Origin of the sequence: Sphingobacterium sp. Lzh-3 (assembly GCF_046764375.1) — a bacterium.
Taxonomy (GTDB): domain Bacteria; phylum Bacteroidota; class Bacteroidia; order Sphingobacteriales; family Sphingobacteriaceae; genus Sphingobacterium.
Map to the genome: position 1 here is coordinate 900,021 of NZ_CP177226.1, position 16,129 is coordinate 916,149.

Consider the following 16,129-nt stretch of genomic DNA (forward strand, 5'->3'; position numbering starts at 1 on the left):
AAATACGCAATCTTATATACAGCTTAAATGGATAGCAATAAAAAATATTGGAAAGGTTTGGAAGAGTTAAATCAAACTCCTGCTTTCGTTGAAGGAAGCAAGGGTGAGTTTGCCGAATCTATTCCTGTAGAAGATGTATTAAACGAAGCTGGCTTGAGCACTAAAACTCCTCGCCGTGACTTCTTGAAAGCATTAGGATTTGGTTTGGGTGCTGTTTCTTTAGCGGCTTGTAACCGTACTCCTGTGCATAAGGCAGTTCCTTATTTGATTAAACCTGAAGAGGTAACTCCAGGTATCCCTAACTATTATGCTTCGACGTTCAACGGTCAAAGCATCTTGGTTAAAACTCGTGAAGGTCGTCCGATCAATGTTGAGCCTAACCCGAATGCAATTGGTTTGAACCAAGGTTTGGATTCAACGACTGCTGCTTCTGTATTGGATTTATATGATGAGTCCAAATTGAAACAGGCGCAATTGAAAGGTCAAGATGTTGAGTGGTCTAAATTGGATGGGGAAGTTGTTAAAGCTTTGAATGCAGCAGCATCTTCTGGTAAACAAATTACGATCGTTTCTAACACCGTAAACAGCCCTTCAACGTTGGCGGCTATCGCTGCTTTCGCAACGAAATTCCCAACAGTTAACCATGTACAATACGATGCTGTTTCTTACAGCGGTATTATCGAGGCGAATAAAGCTTCATTTGGTAAAGCTGTTGTTCCTTCATACAATTTTGAAAAGGCAAATGTGATTGTTTCTGTTGCAGCTGATTTCTTAGGAACTTGGTTGGCAGGTGAGGAGCATACACAACAATACGCTAAAAACCGTGATTATAAATCGTTGAAAAACGGCAAAATGTCACGTCACGTGCAATTTGAGTCTGGTCTTTCCATGACGGGTACAAATGCGGATGCACGTATCGCAATCAAACCTTCGGAAGAAGGTGCTACATTGGTTGCTTTATATAATGCAATCACTGGTCAGTCTCTGGCTGGTGCTACTGCAAACAAAAAAGCACAAAAAGGTGTCGCTCTAGCGGCGAAAGAATTGGTGAACAGCAAAGGCGCAGCAGTTGTTGTTGCTGGATCTAACGATGTCAATGTACAAGTATTAGTGAATGCAATCAACGTTGCTTTAGGTGCTTACGGTACAATCATCGATTTGGATAACTATTCTAAACAATACCAAGGTTCGGATTCTTCGTTCCAAGCTTTCTTAGCAGCAGCGAAATCAGGTCAAGTTGGTGTTGCGTTCTTCTTGAATAGCAACCCGGTGTATGACTACTTCAAAGCAGATGATGTAAAAGCAGCGTTGAAGCAAATTCCTTTCACCTTATCATTTTCGCAACGTGCGGATGAAACAGCTTCTGAATTGACAGCGATTGCTCCAGCAAGTACGTTCTTGGAATCTTGGGGTGATGCGAATCCAAAAGAAGGTTTGTTCTCTATCGTTCAACCAACAATCAATCCTGTTTTCAAAACACGTCAAGCTGAGCAAAGCTTATTGACTTGGGCAGGAAATGATACCGATATGTACAACTTCGTTAAGAACTTGTGGTCTACACAAATTTTAGCAGGTTCTACGAAAAACTGGGATGCTGTATTGCAAACTGGTTTTGAATATAAAGGTGCTAAAGCGGCAACAGCTCCTGCATTTACAGGAAATGCTGCAGCAGCAGCTTCGGCAATTGAGGCATCAAGCAAAGCGATTACAGGTGAGTTTGAATTGAAACTTTATGAGCCTGCTGGTCTTCGTGACGGTCGCTACGCAAACAACGCTTATTTACAAGAATTGCCTGATCCGGTTTCTAAAGTAACTTGGGATAACTACGCTGCTCTTAACCCGAAAGATGCTGAGAAATTAGGTTTGGGTGAAGATGGTAAAGTAACTGTAAAAGCAAATGGTGTTGAATTGGAATTGCCAGTTGTACAACAACCAGGTCAAGCACAAGGAACAGTTTCAGTTGCTGTAGGTTATGGCCGTACAAAAGTTGGTAAAGCAGGTAATGAAGTTGGTAAAAACGCATTCCCTTTTGCTTCTATCATCAATGGTACAGTACAAGGTGTTGCTAAAGCAACTGTAGCGAAAGCGTCTGGTACTTACCAATTGGCACAAACACAAACACACCACACGATCGAAGGTCGTAACGTTATTCGTGAAACGACATTTGCGAAATATCTGAAAGATCCTAACTCTGAGGCAGGCCGCTTTACCGATAATCACAAAACATACGATTTGTGGAACAAATATGAGCAACCTGGTCACAAATGGGTGATGGCGATCGACTTGAACGCATGTACGGGTTGTGGTGCTTGTATCGTTGCTTGTAACGTTGAAAATAATATTCCTGTTGTAGGCCGTGATGAGGTTCGTCGTCGTCGTGAAATGCACTGGTTACGTATTGACCGTTACTATACAATCGAAGGAAAAGATCAAGATCTTACAAAAGAGAAAGAAATTGCGAGAGCTTCGGCTGATTTAGATTTCGAAGATATCACTGTTGTTCACCAACCGATGTTGTGTCAACACTGTGGTCACGCACCTTGTGAAACGGTTTGTCCGGTATTGGCAACAGTACACTCTTCAGAAGGTTTGAACCATATGGCATATAACCGTTGTTTTGGTACACGTTACTGTGCGAACAACTGTCCTTTCAAAGTTCGTCGTTTCAACTGGTTTGCATACTGGAATGATTCACGTTTTGACAACTACTTGAACAATGAGTTCACACAATTGGTATTGAATCCAGATGTTGTTACTCGTTCACGTGGGGTAATGGAGAAATGTTCAATGTGTATCCAACGTATTCAAGCAGGTAAATTACAAGCTAAGATTCAAAATCGCAAAGTTAAAGATGGCGATATCCAAATGGCTTGTCAACAAGCATGTTCTGCAAATGCAATTATCTTTGGTGATGCAAATGATCCAGAATCAGAAGTATCTAAAGCATTACGCAACGAGCGTGTTTATTACGTACTTGAGGAAATCAATGTTCAACCGGGTATCGGTTATATGACAAAAGTTAGAAACACTTTTGAGGCGTAATCTTGTACAATATTTGAAATAAAAATACTATGTCATCGCATAACGAATCAATATTAAGAGAACCATTAATGACCGGTAAGGACATTACGTATGCAAAAATTACGGATGATATCTTACTACCGGTTGAAAATAAACCGAATAAAGCATGGTGGATTGGTTTTACCGTTGCTGTATTAGGTGCTTTATTATGGGTAGTTAGCGTTAGTTATACCTTTTGGACAGGTATCGGCGCTTGGGGTCTGAATAAAACTGTAGGCTGGGCTTGGGATATCACCGACTTCGTATGGTGGGTAGGTATCGGTCACGCGGGTACGTTGATTTCAGCTGTATTATTAATCTTCCGCCAGAACTGGCGTAATTCAATCAACCGTTCTGCAGAGGCGATGACGATCTTTGCGGTAATCTGTGCGGCTACATACGTTGTAGCTCACATGGGTCGTCCTTGGTTGGCTTATTGGATTTTCCCACTTCCAAATCAATTTGGATCACTTTGGGTAAACTTCAACTCTCCTTTGGTATGGGATGCGTTTGCGATCTCGACTTACTTTACAGTATCCTTGGTATTCTGGTACTGTGGTTTGTTGCCGGATATTGCAACAATTCGTGACCGTGCTACTGGATTAAAACAAAAAATCTATTCTGTATTATCATTCGGATGGAATGGTTCAGTTAAGACTTGGCAACGTTTTGAAATCGTGTCATTGATCTTGGCAGGTATCTCTACGCCGCTTGTACTTTCTGTACACACGATCGTATCCATGGACTTTGCCACTTCGGTTATCCCTGGATGGCATACAACGATCTTCCCTCCATACTTCGTGGCGGGTGCGATCTTCTCTGGTTTCGCGATGGTACAGACGTTATTGTTGATCTTACGTAAAGTAATGAACTTTGAGAACTACATCACGATGTTCCACATTGAGTCGATGAATATCATCATCATGACAACTGGTTCTATCGTGGGTGTGGCTTACTTGACTGAGTTGTTTATCGCAATGTACTCTCGTTCAGAATACGAAATGTATGCTTTCGAGAACCGTATGTTGGGTCCATACGCTTGGGCTTACTGGTCAATGATGACTTGTAACGTAATTTCTCCACAGTTATTCTGGTTCAAAAAAATCCGTACAAGTATTCCTATCTCATGGATCTTATCGATTGTTGTAAATATCGGTATGTGGTTTGAGCGTTTTGTAATTATCGTGACTTCATTGCACCGTGATTACTTGCCTTCATCTTGGGCAATGTTCTACCCAACTTGGACAGACGTAGGTATCTTTGTAGGTTCAATCGGATTATTCTTTACATTATTCTTGTTGTTCTTACGTTTCTTACCAGGTATCGCTATCGCCGAAGTGAAATTGTTGTTGAAATCATCTTCATTACAACATAAAACTAAATTGGCTCAAGAAGGCGCATTCCCTGAGGAACAAGTGAAGTACTTCCAAGAGTCATTAGAGAAATATGATTCAGTGACAGAAGAAGAGATTAAAGAATTATCAGTTAGAAAATAATCAGCAATGAGCAATACAAAATATATATTAGGTAGTTTTGCGGATCCCGATGAAATGATGCATGGGATCGACAAATTGCAAGCAAACAATATAAGTATTTACGACTGCTTTACTCCGATGCCTATTCACGGCATCGAAGCAAAGCTGGGTGTGAAACCTTCTCGCTTGCCTATCGCAGCATTTTGCTTTGGAGCATTAGGAACGACATTAGGTTTTAGTTTGTTGTATTATACAATGGCTTATGATTGGCCGATGAATATCGGTGGTAAACCATCTTTTGGTATGCCAAACTTTGTTCCAGTTACATTTGAGGTTACGATCTTATTGTGTGCCTTGGGTATGGTTGCCACGTTTTTCTTCCGTAACCACTTATTTCCGGGACGTGCACCTCGTGTAATGGACTTGAGAGCAACAGATGATCGTTTCATCCTTGCAGTAGATGCCAATGAAAATACAGATCACGCTTTGATCGATAGCTTATTGAAAGAAGCTGGAGCTGTTGAAGTTAAGTACAATGATAGAAAATATGTTAGCTATGAATAAGAAGAATTTACTTGGAACGCTATGCGCAGCTGTGGCATTGACAGCACTTGTTTCTTCTTGTGGTGACAAAACAACTCGTAGTACAGGTTTAGAGTTTTCTCGTAACATGTACGATCCGCTTGCTTTCAATCCGGATCAACCTAATGCGAATTTTGCTGATGGAAAAACAGCACAAACACCTCCTAAAGGTACAGATCCAATTGGTTTCACTCGTTTTGAATACGCCAATACATTAGAGGATTATGAACGTGCAGGAAGAGAAGTAAAAAGTCCTTTGGTCGTAAATGCCGAAAATCTTGAAAAAGGTAAAGCTTTGTTCACTACTTACTGCTCGATATGTCATGGAGTAGAAGGTAAAGGTGATGGTCCTATCACAAAAGACCGTAGCGTGACTGATTCAAGAGGTACTCGTCAATTAGAGAACTTTCCTCCGCCACCATCTTATCACAGAACAGATGCGGCGAGCTCTTCACGGGGTGGTTTGATGGCTGACTTGACTGATGGTAAAATTTACCATACAATTTATTACGGACACAACTCCATGGGATCACATGCATCTCAATTGTCTCCAGAGGAGCGATGGAAAGTTGTTATGTATGTTCACGAATTACAAAAGAAATAATCTAACATCAGATATATAAATGGGAACTCACAGTCATCATCACGATTATAATTTCAACGAGCGATACGAGTTTGCTGGCAAAGCTAAAATGTTCAGTATTGTCGCTGTTGTACTAGGCGTAGCTGCTGTAGCTTTCGGGTTGCTTTCGGGCGATCACGTTACTGTAGAGCGTACTTATGCCAACTTGTTATTGATGGGTTATTACTTTACATGTGTATGCGCAGCTGGAACATTCTTTGTTGCCTTGCAATATGTAACGCAATCTGCATGGTCTGCAGGTTTGGTACGTATACCTCAGGCTATGGCGAGTGTTTTACCAATTGCATCATTAGTTTTATTAGTTATTGTAGGTTTAGGTTTAACCACACATAACTTATATCACCACTGGAATGCAGATGGTATCACTGATCCGCATAGTACAAATTTTGACCCTATTATCGCAGGTAAATCTGCTTATTTAAATGTTCCATTCTTCTTGATCCGTCAGGTGGTATTTTTGGGAACATATAGCATTTTTGCTGTTATTTTTGCGAAACTTTCTTATAAAGAAGATTTGGAAGGCGGATTGGCTTCTTATAAAAAGTCATTCAAATTGTCGGCAATCTTCTTAGTTATCTTCGGTTTTACTACACCTATCTGGTCTTTCGATACAGTAATGTCTTTAGAGGCACACTGGTTTTCGACAATGTTCGGTTGGTATAACTTTGCAGCAATGTGGGTTAGCGGTATTTCATGTATCACGATCATCGTTGTTGTATTGAAGAAAGCTGGTTATATGAACTGGGTAAACGAAAATCATTTACACGATTTGGGTAAATTGATGTTCGGTTTCTCGATCTTCTGGACTTACGTTTGGTTTGCACAATTCATGTTGATTTGGTATTCAAACATGCCAGAGGAAACAGTTTATTTCTACAAACGTTGGGAACCTGAATACAAACCTTGGTTTTGGTTGAGTATTATCATTAACTTTGTGGCACCATTGTTACTATTAGTGGATCGCGATGCTAAACGTAAACAAAATGTAATGTTGTTCGTAGCGATTCTATTATTGGCTGGTCACTGGCTAGATTATTATATCATGATCATGCCTGGTACTGTTGCTGAACATAGAGGATTTGGTATCATTGAAATCGGAACTGCACTTGGTTTCTTAGGTTTGTTCATCTTCTTAGTGATGAGTAAATTGAGTAAACAAGCATTGGTGCCTAAAAATCATCCTTTCTTGGATGAGAGTTTGCATCACCAGATATAGTTTCACTTTTAAAGGAAGGTTACGTAAAAACGTTATAAAAGAAATGAGCTTTAAATTAAATAATAGATTCAAATCCATCTCGGGTTTTGTGCTTGCACTAGGATTGCTTTTTGCGACTCCTATCCTAGCAAGTCAACAAGATACAGTAGCATCTGATTCTGCTAAAGCGGCAACTACAGCAGTAGCTGCCCCTGCAGCAACGGATTCGGTTGCAAAAGATACAACAGCGGCAGCAGGTACTGCTGCTGTTGCATCTGCTAGTTCTTCTACAGAAGCTAGTGCTGCTGCTCCTGCTGTTGAAGAAGTGAAGCAAATAGACCCTCAGGTTTATAAAAACTTCACATATTATGTCTTGTTATTCTTGGTTATATGTACAGTTGTTGCCGTTATCGGTAAAGTACTTTCGATCTATGAATTGACAAGAAAGATGAACGGTAAATACAATCCGTTTGCGAATAACACATTTCAATCGGCATTGTTATTCATTTTCTTGGTTGTATTCCTTTATGGTGTATATTGGTCATATGTACACTGGGGAGCTGCTTATTGGAGATCGGCAGTAACTGAGCACGGTGAGCGTATTGATACGATGTTTATCATTACGACAGCAATTACAACATTTGTATTGGTTATCACACACATCTTGTTGATGACATTTACATTCTTGTACCGCATGCGTGCAAAACGTCAGGCTTATTATTATCCTCATAACAATGCAATCGAGAAATTGTGGACAATTGTTCCAGCTGTTGTTTTGACAGTATTGGTATTGTTCGGTTTCTTTACATGGAGATCGATCACAAATATTCCTGAAGATCTTCAAAAATCAGCATTACAAGTTGAGGTATTAGGCGAGCAATTCCAATGGAATGTCCGTTATGCTGGTTCAGATGGGATTATTGGTAAACGTAATTATAAAATGACGACACCAACCAACCCTTACGGTATTGACTTTAATGATAAAAATTCCTGGGATGATATTCAGGGATCTGAAATTTGGTTGCCTGTAAACAAACCTGTTCGTTTCCATATCGTTTCAAAAGATATTATTCACTCTTTCTATATTCCTGATTTCCGTGTTCAAATCAATGCGGTACCAGGGATGACCAACTATTTCCAATTCACACCTACTGTAACAACAGAAGAAATGCGTGATCGTTTGGGTGATTATAACTATGACTTCGTGATGTTGTGTAACAAGATCTGTGGATCTGGTCACTACAACATGCAAAAGAAAGTGGTTGTCGTAACTGAAGAGAAATATAAAGAGTGGTTAGCTAAACAAAATAAATATTTTACTGAGGATTTGCAAAAAGAGTTCAGTGGTAAAACAGCTAACGTGAAAAAGGATAGCGTACAAGTTACAGCATCTTTGAACTAATTAAGAATTTTTGAATATAAAATCGAATATGTCAAGTACAGTAATATCGCATAGCGCTGAACATCACGATTCGCACGGCCATCATCACGAGGAGTCGTTCATCAGAAAGTATATCTTCTCGGGTGACCACAAGATGATTGCTAAGCAATTCTTGATCACTGGTATCATCATGGCAGTTTTTGCGATGCTTTTATCAGTATTATTCCGTATCCAATTAGCATGGCCGGATAAAGAGTTCCCTATATTAGAAGTATTCTTGGGTAAATGGGCTGAAGGCGGTCGTATAAAACCGGAGTTTTTCCTTTCCTTGGTAACCATTCACGGTACCGTTATGGTATTCTTCGTGTTAACGGCTGGTCTATCGGGTACTTTTAGTAACTTATTGATTCCATATCAAATCGGAGCACGCGATATGGCATCTCCTTTTATGAACATGTTGTCTTACTGGTTGTTCTTTGTAGCATCAGTTATTATGGTTGCATCGTTCTTCGTAGAAAGTGGACCTGCTTCTGCTGGTTGGACAATCTACCCGCCACTATCGGCTGTTCCTACTGCAATCGCAGGATCTGCAACTGGTATGACTTTGTGGTTGGTGAGTATGGTTCTATTTGTAGCTTCACAGTTGATCGGTGGTATTAACTATGTAAGTACAATTTTGAACATGCGTACAAAAGGAATGGACTTATGGAAAATGCCTTTGACAATCTGGGCGTTCTTCTTAACTGCTATCGTAGGTATGTTGTCATTCCCAGTATTGGTTTCGGCGGTTGTTCTGTTGATTTTTGACCGTGCTGCTGGTACGTCATTCTATTTGTCGGATCTTGTTGTTCAAGGACAAATTTTACCGAACGAAGGTGGTTCACCAATTTTGTTCCAACACTTGTTCTGGTTCTTAGGTCACCCTGAGGTATATATCGTTGTTATGCCGGCTTTAGGTTTAACTTCTGAGGTTATTGCAACCAACTCACGTAAACCAATCTTTGGTTACCATGCGATGGTTTATTCGTTGATCGGTATCACTGTATTATCGTTTATCGTATGGGGTCACCACATGTTTGTAACAGGTATGAACCCGTTCTTGGGTGGTGTATTTATGATTACAACATTGATTATCGCGGTTCCTTCAGCGGTAAAAGCGTTTAACTATCTTGCAACGTTGTGGAAAGGTAATATCCGTTTCACTCCAGCGATGATGTTTGCGATCGGTTTGGTATCGTTCTTTATCTCTGGTGGTTTGACAGGATTGTTCCTAGGTAATGCAGCGTTAGATATCAACTTACACGATACGTATTTTGTTGTTGCCCACTTCCACTTGGTAATGGGATCGGCGTCAATCTTCGGTATGCTTTGTGGTGTTTACCACTGGTATCCTAAGATGTTCGGTCGTATGATGAACACAAAATTGGGTTATTTACACTTCTGGTTGACTTTCATTGGTGCTTACATGGTATTCTTCCCAATGCACTTTATGGGTATCGATGGTGTGCCTCGCCGTTACTATGCATTTACAGAGTTTGCTTTCATGGCGAAATGGGTTTCTGTAAACAAATTGGTAACTTGGGCTGCAATCATCGCTGCTTTAGGTCAGGTAGCTTTCTTGTGGAACTTCTTTACATCGATTTTCTTCGGTAAAAAAGCACCACAAAACCCTTGGCAGTCAAACACATTGGAATGGACTACTCCGGTAGAGCATATCCATGGTAACTGGCCAGGAGAAATTCCAACTGTACACCGTTGGCCTTACGATTACAGTAAGCCAGGTCACGGTGAGGATTTTATTCCTCAAAGTGTTCCTTTCTCTGAAACAATGAGCTCTAATTTGCCTCATGATTTCGAAGGAGACGAGGAAGCTGAGCGTATCCAGGCAGAATGGAATGCTCAAAATGGTAGAAAAGACTAATAAAATCTTATAAAATAGAGTAGGGATTCCTACTCTATTTTATAGAAGTTTGTATTTTAAGAGGTAGGGGTAGTATTATGTTTCCAGCAGCTGAGAAGCGATTTATAAAGACCAATTTTATAACGATCATAGTGTTGTTTTTGGTCATTATTGCTGGCGGAGTTGTTCGGAGTACAGGGTCAGGAATGGGATGCCCAGATTGGCCAAGATGTTTTAACCGTATTATTCCTCCAACAGATATCTCCCAATTACCGCAAGGATATGAACAGCATTATATTGAAGGAAGGGCAAAGAAGAACGAACGTTTCGCGAAAATTGTAGAATTTTTCGGCGATAAGGAAATGGCTTACAAGCTCCGTACCGATAAGAGTATTTTGCAGCATGAAGAGTTTAATGTTGCGAAAACTTGGACGGAATATATCAATCGGTTGGTAGGCGTTGTTTCCGGATTCTGTTTGTTATTTACAGCTATTTATTCTTTCACTTATTTAAAATCAAAAAGCTCGATCGTTGTTTGGTCAGTGATTAATCTTTTTGTTGTCGTACTTCAGGCCTGGTTGGGATCGATCGTTGTATCGACAAATCTGATGCCCTGGATTATTACGGTACATATGCTCTTAGCCATTGTAATTGTTTGTATTAGTATTTATACATATTTCAAAGCAGTTACTTTGCGAAACAAGACATTACTGGTCAATCGTTCTTTGGGTATATTAAAAGGACTTGCTATTGCTTCAATTTTATTGATGCTAACACAGGTAATTGTCGGAACGGGAGTTCGCGAGGAGGTTGATTTATTAACCGGTTCAACGATAGCCCGGACTGATTTTATAACAACTATTGGCCAACAGTTTGAGTTACATCGCTGGTTGGCATATTGTTCTTTGATTTTAGTTATTGTATTATTCTTTTTGGTCCGCACAAGTTTTAATACGGGTTCTAAGCAATATAAATTTGCTTTAATCGCATTGATTCTAGTGGGTATCCAAATGCTATCAGGAATTATCTTAGCTCGATTTGCAATACCTGCATTTGCACAGACAACGCATTTGGTGGTAGCTACGCTGTTATTTGGCGCGCAGTTCTACCTGTTGTTATTGTTAAACAAGCAAAGGCACTAATCTTGGAATTCGGGATGTTTATGTTTAAAAGTACGTGTTTAATTACACTGATAGTAGGAGGTCTCTTTTAGTTATGAAAGAATTTATTTCAGATTTCAAAAAGCTTGTTAAGTTGAGACTTACGTTGACGGTTGTATTTTCTGCGTCAATTGCTTTTCTGATAGGATCAAAACAACAGGGTGATATATTCTGGTTCAATTGGTTATTGTTGACTATAGGTGGTTTTCTGGTGACAGGTTCTGCTAATGGTTTTAATGAGATCATTGAAAAGGATTTGGATAAACTGATGAAACGTACGGAGGACAGACCGTTGCCATCAGGCCGCATGACAACAGGACAGGCTTTGGTATTGAGTGTCTTTATGGGCATCTTAGGAACCTTGGTGCTTGTTCGTTTAAATTTTGTCGCTGGTCTGCTGTCGGTTTTCTGTATCCTTCTTTACGCCTTTATCTATACACCATTAAAGAGAAAATCACCAATAGCAGTGTTTGTCGGCGCGTTTCCGGGTGCATTTCCGCCATTAATTGGATATTATGCAGCCTTTTCGCAGGACGATTTAGCCTACTATAGTGGACATAATGAAGCGGCAATTATTATTATTCCCTTTGTGTTGTTTGCTATTCAGTTTTTATGGCAGTTTCCGCATTTCTGGGCAATTGCCTGGGTTGTGGATGATGACTATAAGTTAGCGGGTTTTCGCTTATTGCCGACGACAAAACGTGATAAGATATCTGCATTTATGGTATTCATTTCAGGTTTGTTTATGATACCTGCAGGTTTTATACCTTATCATTTTGGCTTTGGTGGAATTTGGTTTACGATTGTATCTGTGGTCGGAGGAATAATGTTTGGTTATTACGGTTATTTGCTGTTTAAGAATTGTGATATTCCTTCAGCAAAGAAAGTGATGTTTACCTCATTTATCTATTTGCCTGTGACACAACTCGTATTATTGCTTAACTTTATTCCGTTGAAATAATGTTAGATATACAGGCACAAACTGACGAGAAGTTAGTACAGAGAAAAGCCCAAAAGTTCAACCTATGGTTGGGTATGTTGGGGATGTTCATGATGTTTGCGGCGTTATCCAGTGGTTTCATTGTATATACAGCGAGCGGTGTGGACAAAGGGATTAAGACCCTATTGCCAAATGCACTTTTATATAGTACCTTGGTGATTGTGGTTAGTAGTCTAACGATGTTTTTAGCCCATAAAGCGGCTAAAAATGGCGAGTCTTCCAAACAGCGGTTGTTTTTGATAGCAACTTTTATTTTGGGAGTTGTATTTTTTGCCTTGCAAGTTCATGCTTGGAATGTATTGATCGATAGGGGTGTTTATTTTGTGAATAACAATGCATCGCAATCTTTTATTTACGTTTTTATATGGATGCACTTGGCGCATATTATTGCGGGGTTGATCGTTTTGATTGGCGCGATTATAGGAATTAACAAACTTCCTAAAGACGGCAATCTTTTCCGCATGGATCTTGCCAGTATTTTTTGGCATTTTCTCGATCTTTTATGGATTTATATATATGTTTTCTTACTTTTGAATCAATAATAGTAAACAATGAGTACAACAGTATCGCAATTGGATAAGGTAAAAACTGGTCCATGGAATGGTGGAAAATCACCTTGGAACTTAGAGTATGGAAAAATCATGATGTGGTTTTTCTTGGTAGGGGATGCCTTCACATTTTCTGCATTTTTGGTTTATTATGGCGCGCAACGATTTTCACACGCTGTATGGCCGGATCCTGATAAGGTTTTTCAATCTATTCCAGGAATTACTGACGGGGGACAACCCTTAGTATTTGTCGGTTTGATGACGTTTATTTTGATTATGTCTTCAGTAACTATGGTGTTGGCGGTTGAAGCTGGACATCGTAATTCGAAGCATGAGGTTGTTAAATGGATGTTATGGACAATCTTAGGTGGTCTTTGTTTCGTTGGTTGTCAGGCATTAGAGTGGACGCATTTGCACCACGAAGGCTTTTGGTTCGGACGTAATCCTGCTACTGATATTGCTACACATATGGAAGGCGGAAATGTTGTTGAAAAATTGAGCCATTTCTTTACGGGAGATGTATCGTATACATCAGCACTTCAGTTTGCAAACCTATTCTTTACAATTACTGGTTTCCACGGTTTCCACGTAACTGTTGGTATTATTTTGAACATCATTATTTTGTTCATGACTTTAAATAATACTTTTGAAAAAAGAGGATCCTATTTAATGATTGAAAAAGTAGGTCTATATTGGCACTTTGTGGATTTAGTGTGGGTATTCGTGTTTACACTTTTCTACCTTGTTTAGTAAAACAATTTAATTACAAAAGCTATGTCACAATATCAAGATAATATCGCTCACGGAGAGCACGCTCACGAAGGTGGGTTGGATAAAAAAGCCATCTGGAGAGTGTTTGGAGTACTTTTGGCCCTTACTTGCCTAGAGTTCTTAATCGCATTAGGCTTCGTTCACCACTGGCAAATTCTGTCTAAAGGGGTATTGGTTAATTCAATTTACATTATACTTACTTTAGTTAAAGCTTATTATATCATTGCATTCTTTATGCACTTGAAATTCGAGAAATCGAGCTTCATTGTCACTGTAGGAATCGTCTTTATTTTTATTATTTATTTTATTGTTTTGATGCTAGTTGAAGGAGGCCATTTGGCTTCTGCATTCCAAGAACATCAAATATTTCCAAATAAATAGATAAAGTGAATGGATAATAATACTGGACAAAAGAAAGGTATTAAAACTATATTGATCCTGGCTGTAATTCTTTTACTGCCAGGATTTTTATATTTTATACTAAATAAAAGTGGCTCGAATAGCTACGCTTCTTTGCCAATTTTTGGGAAGAAGGAGGTTCCGGGAACTACCCATCGTAAATGGGGACGTGATATTCCAGATACCATCTATCATACTGTACCCCCGGTTGATTTTGTGAATTTTGATGGCAAGAAAGTGCATCTATTGGATAATGATACAACACTTTCTGTCGTCCATCTGATGTACTCTAGAGATGCTTCATTATCGCGGACGATGATTAAGCGTTTAGATCAAATCGCTAATCGATTTATTCAGAATAAGAAGGTTCGTTTGTATTCAATTACAGTTGATACGGCATACGATACACCAGAAGTGTTAGCTAAATACGCAAAAGTTTACAAACCTTGGACCAAATCTTGGTTTTTTGTGACAGATCCTTCTGTTGATATCTTTAAATTTGCCAAGGAAAGTTTGCTGCAGGATGCACTTGTCAATAAGGAGGGCAGCAAGCCATTTATTATTGGGTCTAATTATCTTTTACTCGATACAAAAGGACGTATAAGAGGTATTTATGACATTAATGTCAAAACGGATGTTGACCGCCTTGAGGATGAAATCAAATTATTATTGGTCGAGGAAGTCCGAAACCATCCAGCTACAATAGAACAAAAGAGATAATTATATCATGGAAGAGAGTCTTAACAAGGAGAAAAAGTATAGTAAATGGATTTGGGTGCTATCTATTGCTATCCCGATAGTGGTTGCTATCCTTTTCACAGTGAATTTACAAAAGCTGGGTTATGATGTAAAACCGCTAACATTTTTGCCTCCCATCTACGCGGCTATCAATGGGATTACGGCTATACTGCTTTTTTGGGCAGTGGCTGCTATAAAAAAGGGCAATAAGCCCTTGCACGAGCGTTTGATCAAAATGTGTATTGCTTGCTCCTTAGCTTTTCTGGCGATGTATGTCGCTTATCACATGACTTCAATCGAAACGAAATATGGCGGCGAGGGAATTTTGAGACCGATCTATTTCTTTATCCTGATCACGCATATTTTGCTTTCCATTATCATTATCCCTTTTGTACTCTTTACATTTGTTAGAGGTATATCGGGTTCTTATGAGCGTCATAAAAAGCTTGCCCGCATAACTTACCCTATGTGGCTTTATGTTGCAGTTACTGGGGTGATCGTTTACTTAATGATCTCTCCGTATTATATTGGTTAGTGGTAAGAGTTGAGGGTCAAGGTATTGTGATGAAATACAATGGCACGCCGGATTCGAGTTGTTGAATCTGGTTTAATATTTAAATGAAATCGGATGCGATGGGCGCGATATTCCATGTATTCGGGAGTATAAATAGTATAGGGATTAATCAGCCGATTCGTATCGGCTAGATATCTGTAAAAAATCATTTGCATATGAAGCGTATCTGGATTTATCAGGCAAATCGCCTGTTAACGGCGACAGAGGGGCAGGAGATTGTTACTGACCTGGAAGCTTTTGCTGAACAGTGGAAAGTACATGGAAAACCACTTTCGGCTTCTGCAGAATTGCGGGATAATCTTTTTATTATTCTTAAAGTGGACGAGGAAGTTGCCGCTGCATCGGGATGTTCTATTGATAGTTCGGTTCGATTTTTAAAAGGACTTGAATCCAAGTACGGTATTCAGCTATTTGATCGCATGCAATTTGCTTATAAAGCGGATCAGGGCATAGGCGTGGTTAACCGTGACGGATTTGAGAAGCTACTGGCAGACGGTACCATCAACGATAATACCTTAGTATTTGATAATACCATTACCCATGAGCATCAAATGGAAGACGCTTGGGTAATACCCTTCCATAAAAGCTGGCATAAACGACTTTTTAGGTAAGTTGTAAAACAAGTTATATAAGAAAGGCCATATGTTAATATGGCCTTTCTTTTTGATCTATAGATCTGTATTGCTTCTCTTCAGATCCATCC

Annotated in this window: 15 protein-coding genes; all 15 read left to right on the plus strand. The window is 39.5% G+C overall.

Features of this window, described 5'->3' with window-relative positions:
• Positions 1-27 precede the first annotated feature (27 nt).
• The 15 genes from ACLCDV_RS03620 (at position 28) to ACLCDV_RS03690 (ending at position 16,037) form a co-directional block, all read left to right on the plus strand.
• Positions 28-3,042, plus strand: coding sequence for a TAT-variant-translocated molybdopterin oxidoreductase (locus tag ACLCDV_RS03620; protein WP_317668410.1), 3,015 nt, complete (start codon positions 28-30; stop codon positions 3,040-3,042).
• Positions 3,043-3,071: 29 nt separating this feature from the next.
• Positions 3,072-4,556 carry an NrfD/PsrC family molybdoenzyme membrane anchor subunit gene (nrfD, locus tag ACLCDV_RS03625; protein WP_046674137.1) on the plus strand — a complete coding sequence of 495 codons (1,485 nt, stop codon included), beginning with the start codon at positions 3,072-3,074 and terminating at the stop codon, positions 4,554-4,556.
• Positions 4,557-4,562: 6 nt separating this feature from the next.
• A complete protein-coding gene (locus ACLCDV_RS03630; RefSeq protein WP_088160227.1) occupies positions 4,563-5,099 on the plus strand; it encodes a DUF3341 domain-containing protein in 537 nt (178 codons plus the stop codon).
• A complete protein-coding gene (locus ACLCDV_RS03635) occupies positions 5,083-5,721 on the plus strand; it encodes a c-type cytochrome (RefSeq protein ID WP_286833372.1) in 639 nt (212 codons plus the stop codon). The genes ACLCDV_RS03630 and ACLCDV_RS03635 overlap by 17 nt, the downstream gene beginning before the upstream one ends.
• 19 nt (positions 5,722-5,740) lie before the next feature.
• The gene (locus ACLCDV_RS03640) at positions 5,741-6,976 is read left to right on the plus strand and encodes a quinol:cytochrome C oxidoreductase (RefSeq protein ID WP_070563545.1); all 1,236 of its coding nucleotides are present in this window, start codon (positions 5,741-5,743) and stop codon (positions 6,974-6,976) included.
• A gap of 43 nt (positions 6,977-7,019) precedes the next feature.
• On the plus strand, positions 7,020-8,357 hold the full coding sequence (locus ACLCDV_RS03645; RefSeq protein ID WP_075991042.1) for a cytochrome c oxidase subunit II: 1,338 nt from the start codon (positions 7,020-7,022) through the stop codon (positions 8,355-8,357).
• Positions 8,358-8,385: 28 nt separating this feature from the next.
• The gene (locus tag ACLCDV_RS03650; protein WP_172462307.1) at positions 8,386-10,257 is read left to right on the plus strand and encodes a cbb3-type cytochrome c oxidase subunit I; all 1,872 of its coding nucleotides are present in this window, start codon (positions 8,386-8,388) and stop codon (positions 10,255-10,257) included.
• Between the two features lie 77 nt (positions 10,258-10,334).
• A complete protein-coding gene (locus ACLCDV_RS03655; protein ID WP_070563550.1) occupies positions 10,335-11,378 on the plus strand; it encodes a COX15/CtaA family protein in 1,044 nt (347 codons plus the stop codon).
• Positions 11,379-11,451: 73 nt separating this feature from the next.
• Positions 11,452-12,357 (plus strand): heme o synthase, encoded by a 906-nt coding sequence (cyoE, locus tag ACLCDV_RS03660; protein ID WP_070563553.1) that lies wholly within the window; start codon positions 11,452-11,454, stop codon positions 12,355-12,357.
• Entirely contained in the window at positions 12,357-12,938 is a 582-nt protein-coding gene (locus tag ACLCDV_RS03665) for a heme-copper oxidase subunit III (RefSeq protein WP_075991043.1), read from the plus strand. The genes cyoE and ACLCDV_RS03665 overlap by 1 nt, the downstream gene beginning before the upstream one ends.
• Positions 12,939-12,947: 9 nt before the next feature.
• Positions 12,948-13,694 carry a cytochrome c oxidase subunit 3 gene (locus ACLCDV_RS03670; protein WP_070563559.1) on the plus strand — a complete coding sequence of 249 codons (747 nt, stop codon included), beginning with the start codon at positions 12,948-12,950 and terminating at the stop codon, positions 13,692-13,694.
• A gap of 24 nt (positions 13,695-13,718) precedes the next feature.
• A complete protein-coding gene (locus ACLCDV_RS03675) occupies positions 13,719-14,096 on the plus strand; it encodes a cytochrome C oxidase subunit IV family protein (RefSeq protein ID WP_070563563.1) in 378 nt (125 codons plus the stop codon).
• 9 nt (positions 14,097-14,105) lie between these two features.
• On the plus strand, positions 14,106-14,834 hold the full coding sequence (locus ACLCDV_RS03680) for an SCO family protein (protein ID WP_336833786.1): 729 nt from the start codon (positions 14,106-14,108) through the stop codon (positions 14,832-14,834).
• A 7-nt stretch (positions 14,835-14,841) separates the two neighbouring features.
• Entirely contained in the window at positions 14,842-15,387 is a 546-nt protein-coding gene (locus ACLCDV_RS03685; RefSeq protein WP_317668408.1) for a DUF420 domain-containing protein, read from the plus strand.
• Positions 15,388-15,581: 194 nt separating this feature from the next.
• Entirely contained in the window at positions 15,582-16,037 is a 456-nt protein-coding gene (locus tag ACLCDV_RS03690) for an ABC transporter ATPase (protein WP_411972935.1), read from the plus strand.
• Positions 16,038-16,129: the final 92 nt, after the last annotated feature.

What these genes read in the sequence shown, in the direction of transcription:
- ACLCDV_RS03620 (WP_317668410.1), top strand. Translation starts at nt 28, where the DNA reads ATGGATAGCAATAAAAAATATTGGAAAGGTTTGGAAGAGTTAAATCAA.
- ACLCDV_RS03670 (WP_070563559.1), top strand. Translation starts at nt 12,948, where the DNA reads ATGAGTACAACAGTATCGCAATTGGATAAGGTAAAAACTGGTCCATGG.
- ACLCDV_RS03630 (WP_088160227.1), top strand. Translation starts at nt 4,563, where the DNA reads ATGAGCAATACAAAATATATATTAGGTAGTTTTGCGGATCCCGATGAA.
- ACLCDV_RS03655 (WP_070563550.1), top strand. Translation starts at nt 10,335, where the DNA reads ATGTTTCCAGCAGCTGAGAAGCGATTTATAAAGACCAATTTTATAACG.
- ACLCDV_RS03690 (WP_411972935.1), top strand. Translation starts at nt 15,582, where the DNA reads ATGAAGCGTATCTGGATTTATCAGGCAAATCGCCTGTTAACGGCGACA.
- cyoE (WP_070563553.1), top strand. Translation starts at nt 11,452, where the DNA reads ATGAAAGAATTTATTTCAGATTTCAAAAAGCTTGTTAAGTTGAGACTT.
- ACLCDV_RS03650 (WP_172462307.1), top strand. Translation starts at nt 8,386, where the DNA reads ATGTCAAGTACAGTAATATCGCATAGCGCTGAACATCACGATTCGCAC.
- ACLCDV_RS03680 (WP_336833786.1), top strand. Translation starts at nt 14,106, where the DNA reads ATGGATAATAATACTGGACAAAAGAAAGGTATTAAAACTATATTGATC.
- ACLCDV_RS03645 (WP_075991042.1), top strand. Translation starts at nt 7,020, where the DNA reads ATGAGCTTTAAATTAAATAATAGATTCAAATCCATCTCGGGTTTTGTG.
- nrfD (WP_046674137.1), top strand. Translation starts at nt 3,072, where the DNA reads ATGTCATCGCATAACGAATCAATATTAAGAGAACCATTAATGACCGGT.
- ACLCDV_RS03665 (WP_075991043.1), top strand. Translation starts at nt 12,357, where the DNA reads ATGTTAGATATACAGGCACAAACTGACGAGAAGTTAGTACAGAGAAAA.
- ACLCDV_RS03685 (WP_317668408.1), top strand. Translation starts at nt 14,842, where the DNA reads ATGGAAGAGAGTCTTAACAAGGAGAAAAAGTATAGTAAATGGATTTGG.
- ACLCDV_RS03635 (WP_286833372.1), top strand. Translation starts at nt 5,083, where the DNA reads ATGTTAGCTATGAATAAGAAGAATTTACTTGGAACGCTATGCGCAGCT.
- ACLCDV_RS03640 (WP_070563545.1), top strand. Translation starts at nt 5,741, where the DNA reads ATGGGAACTCACAGTCATCATCACGATTATAATTTCAACGAGCGATAC.
- ACLCDV_RS03675 (WP_070563563.1), top strand. Translation starts at nt 13,719, where the DNA reads ATGTCACAATATCAAGATAATATCGCTCACGGAGAGCACGCTCACGAA.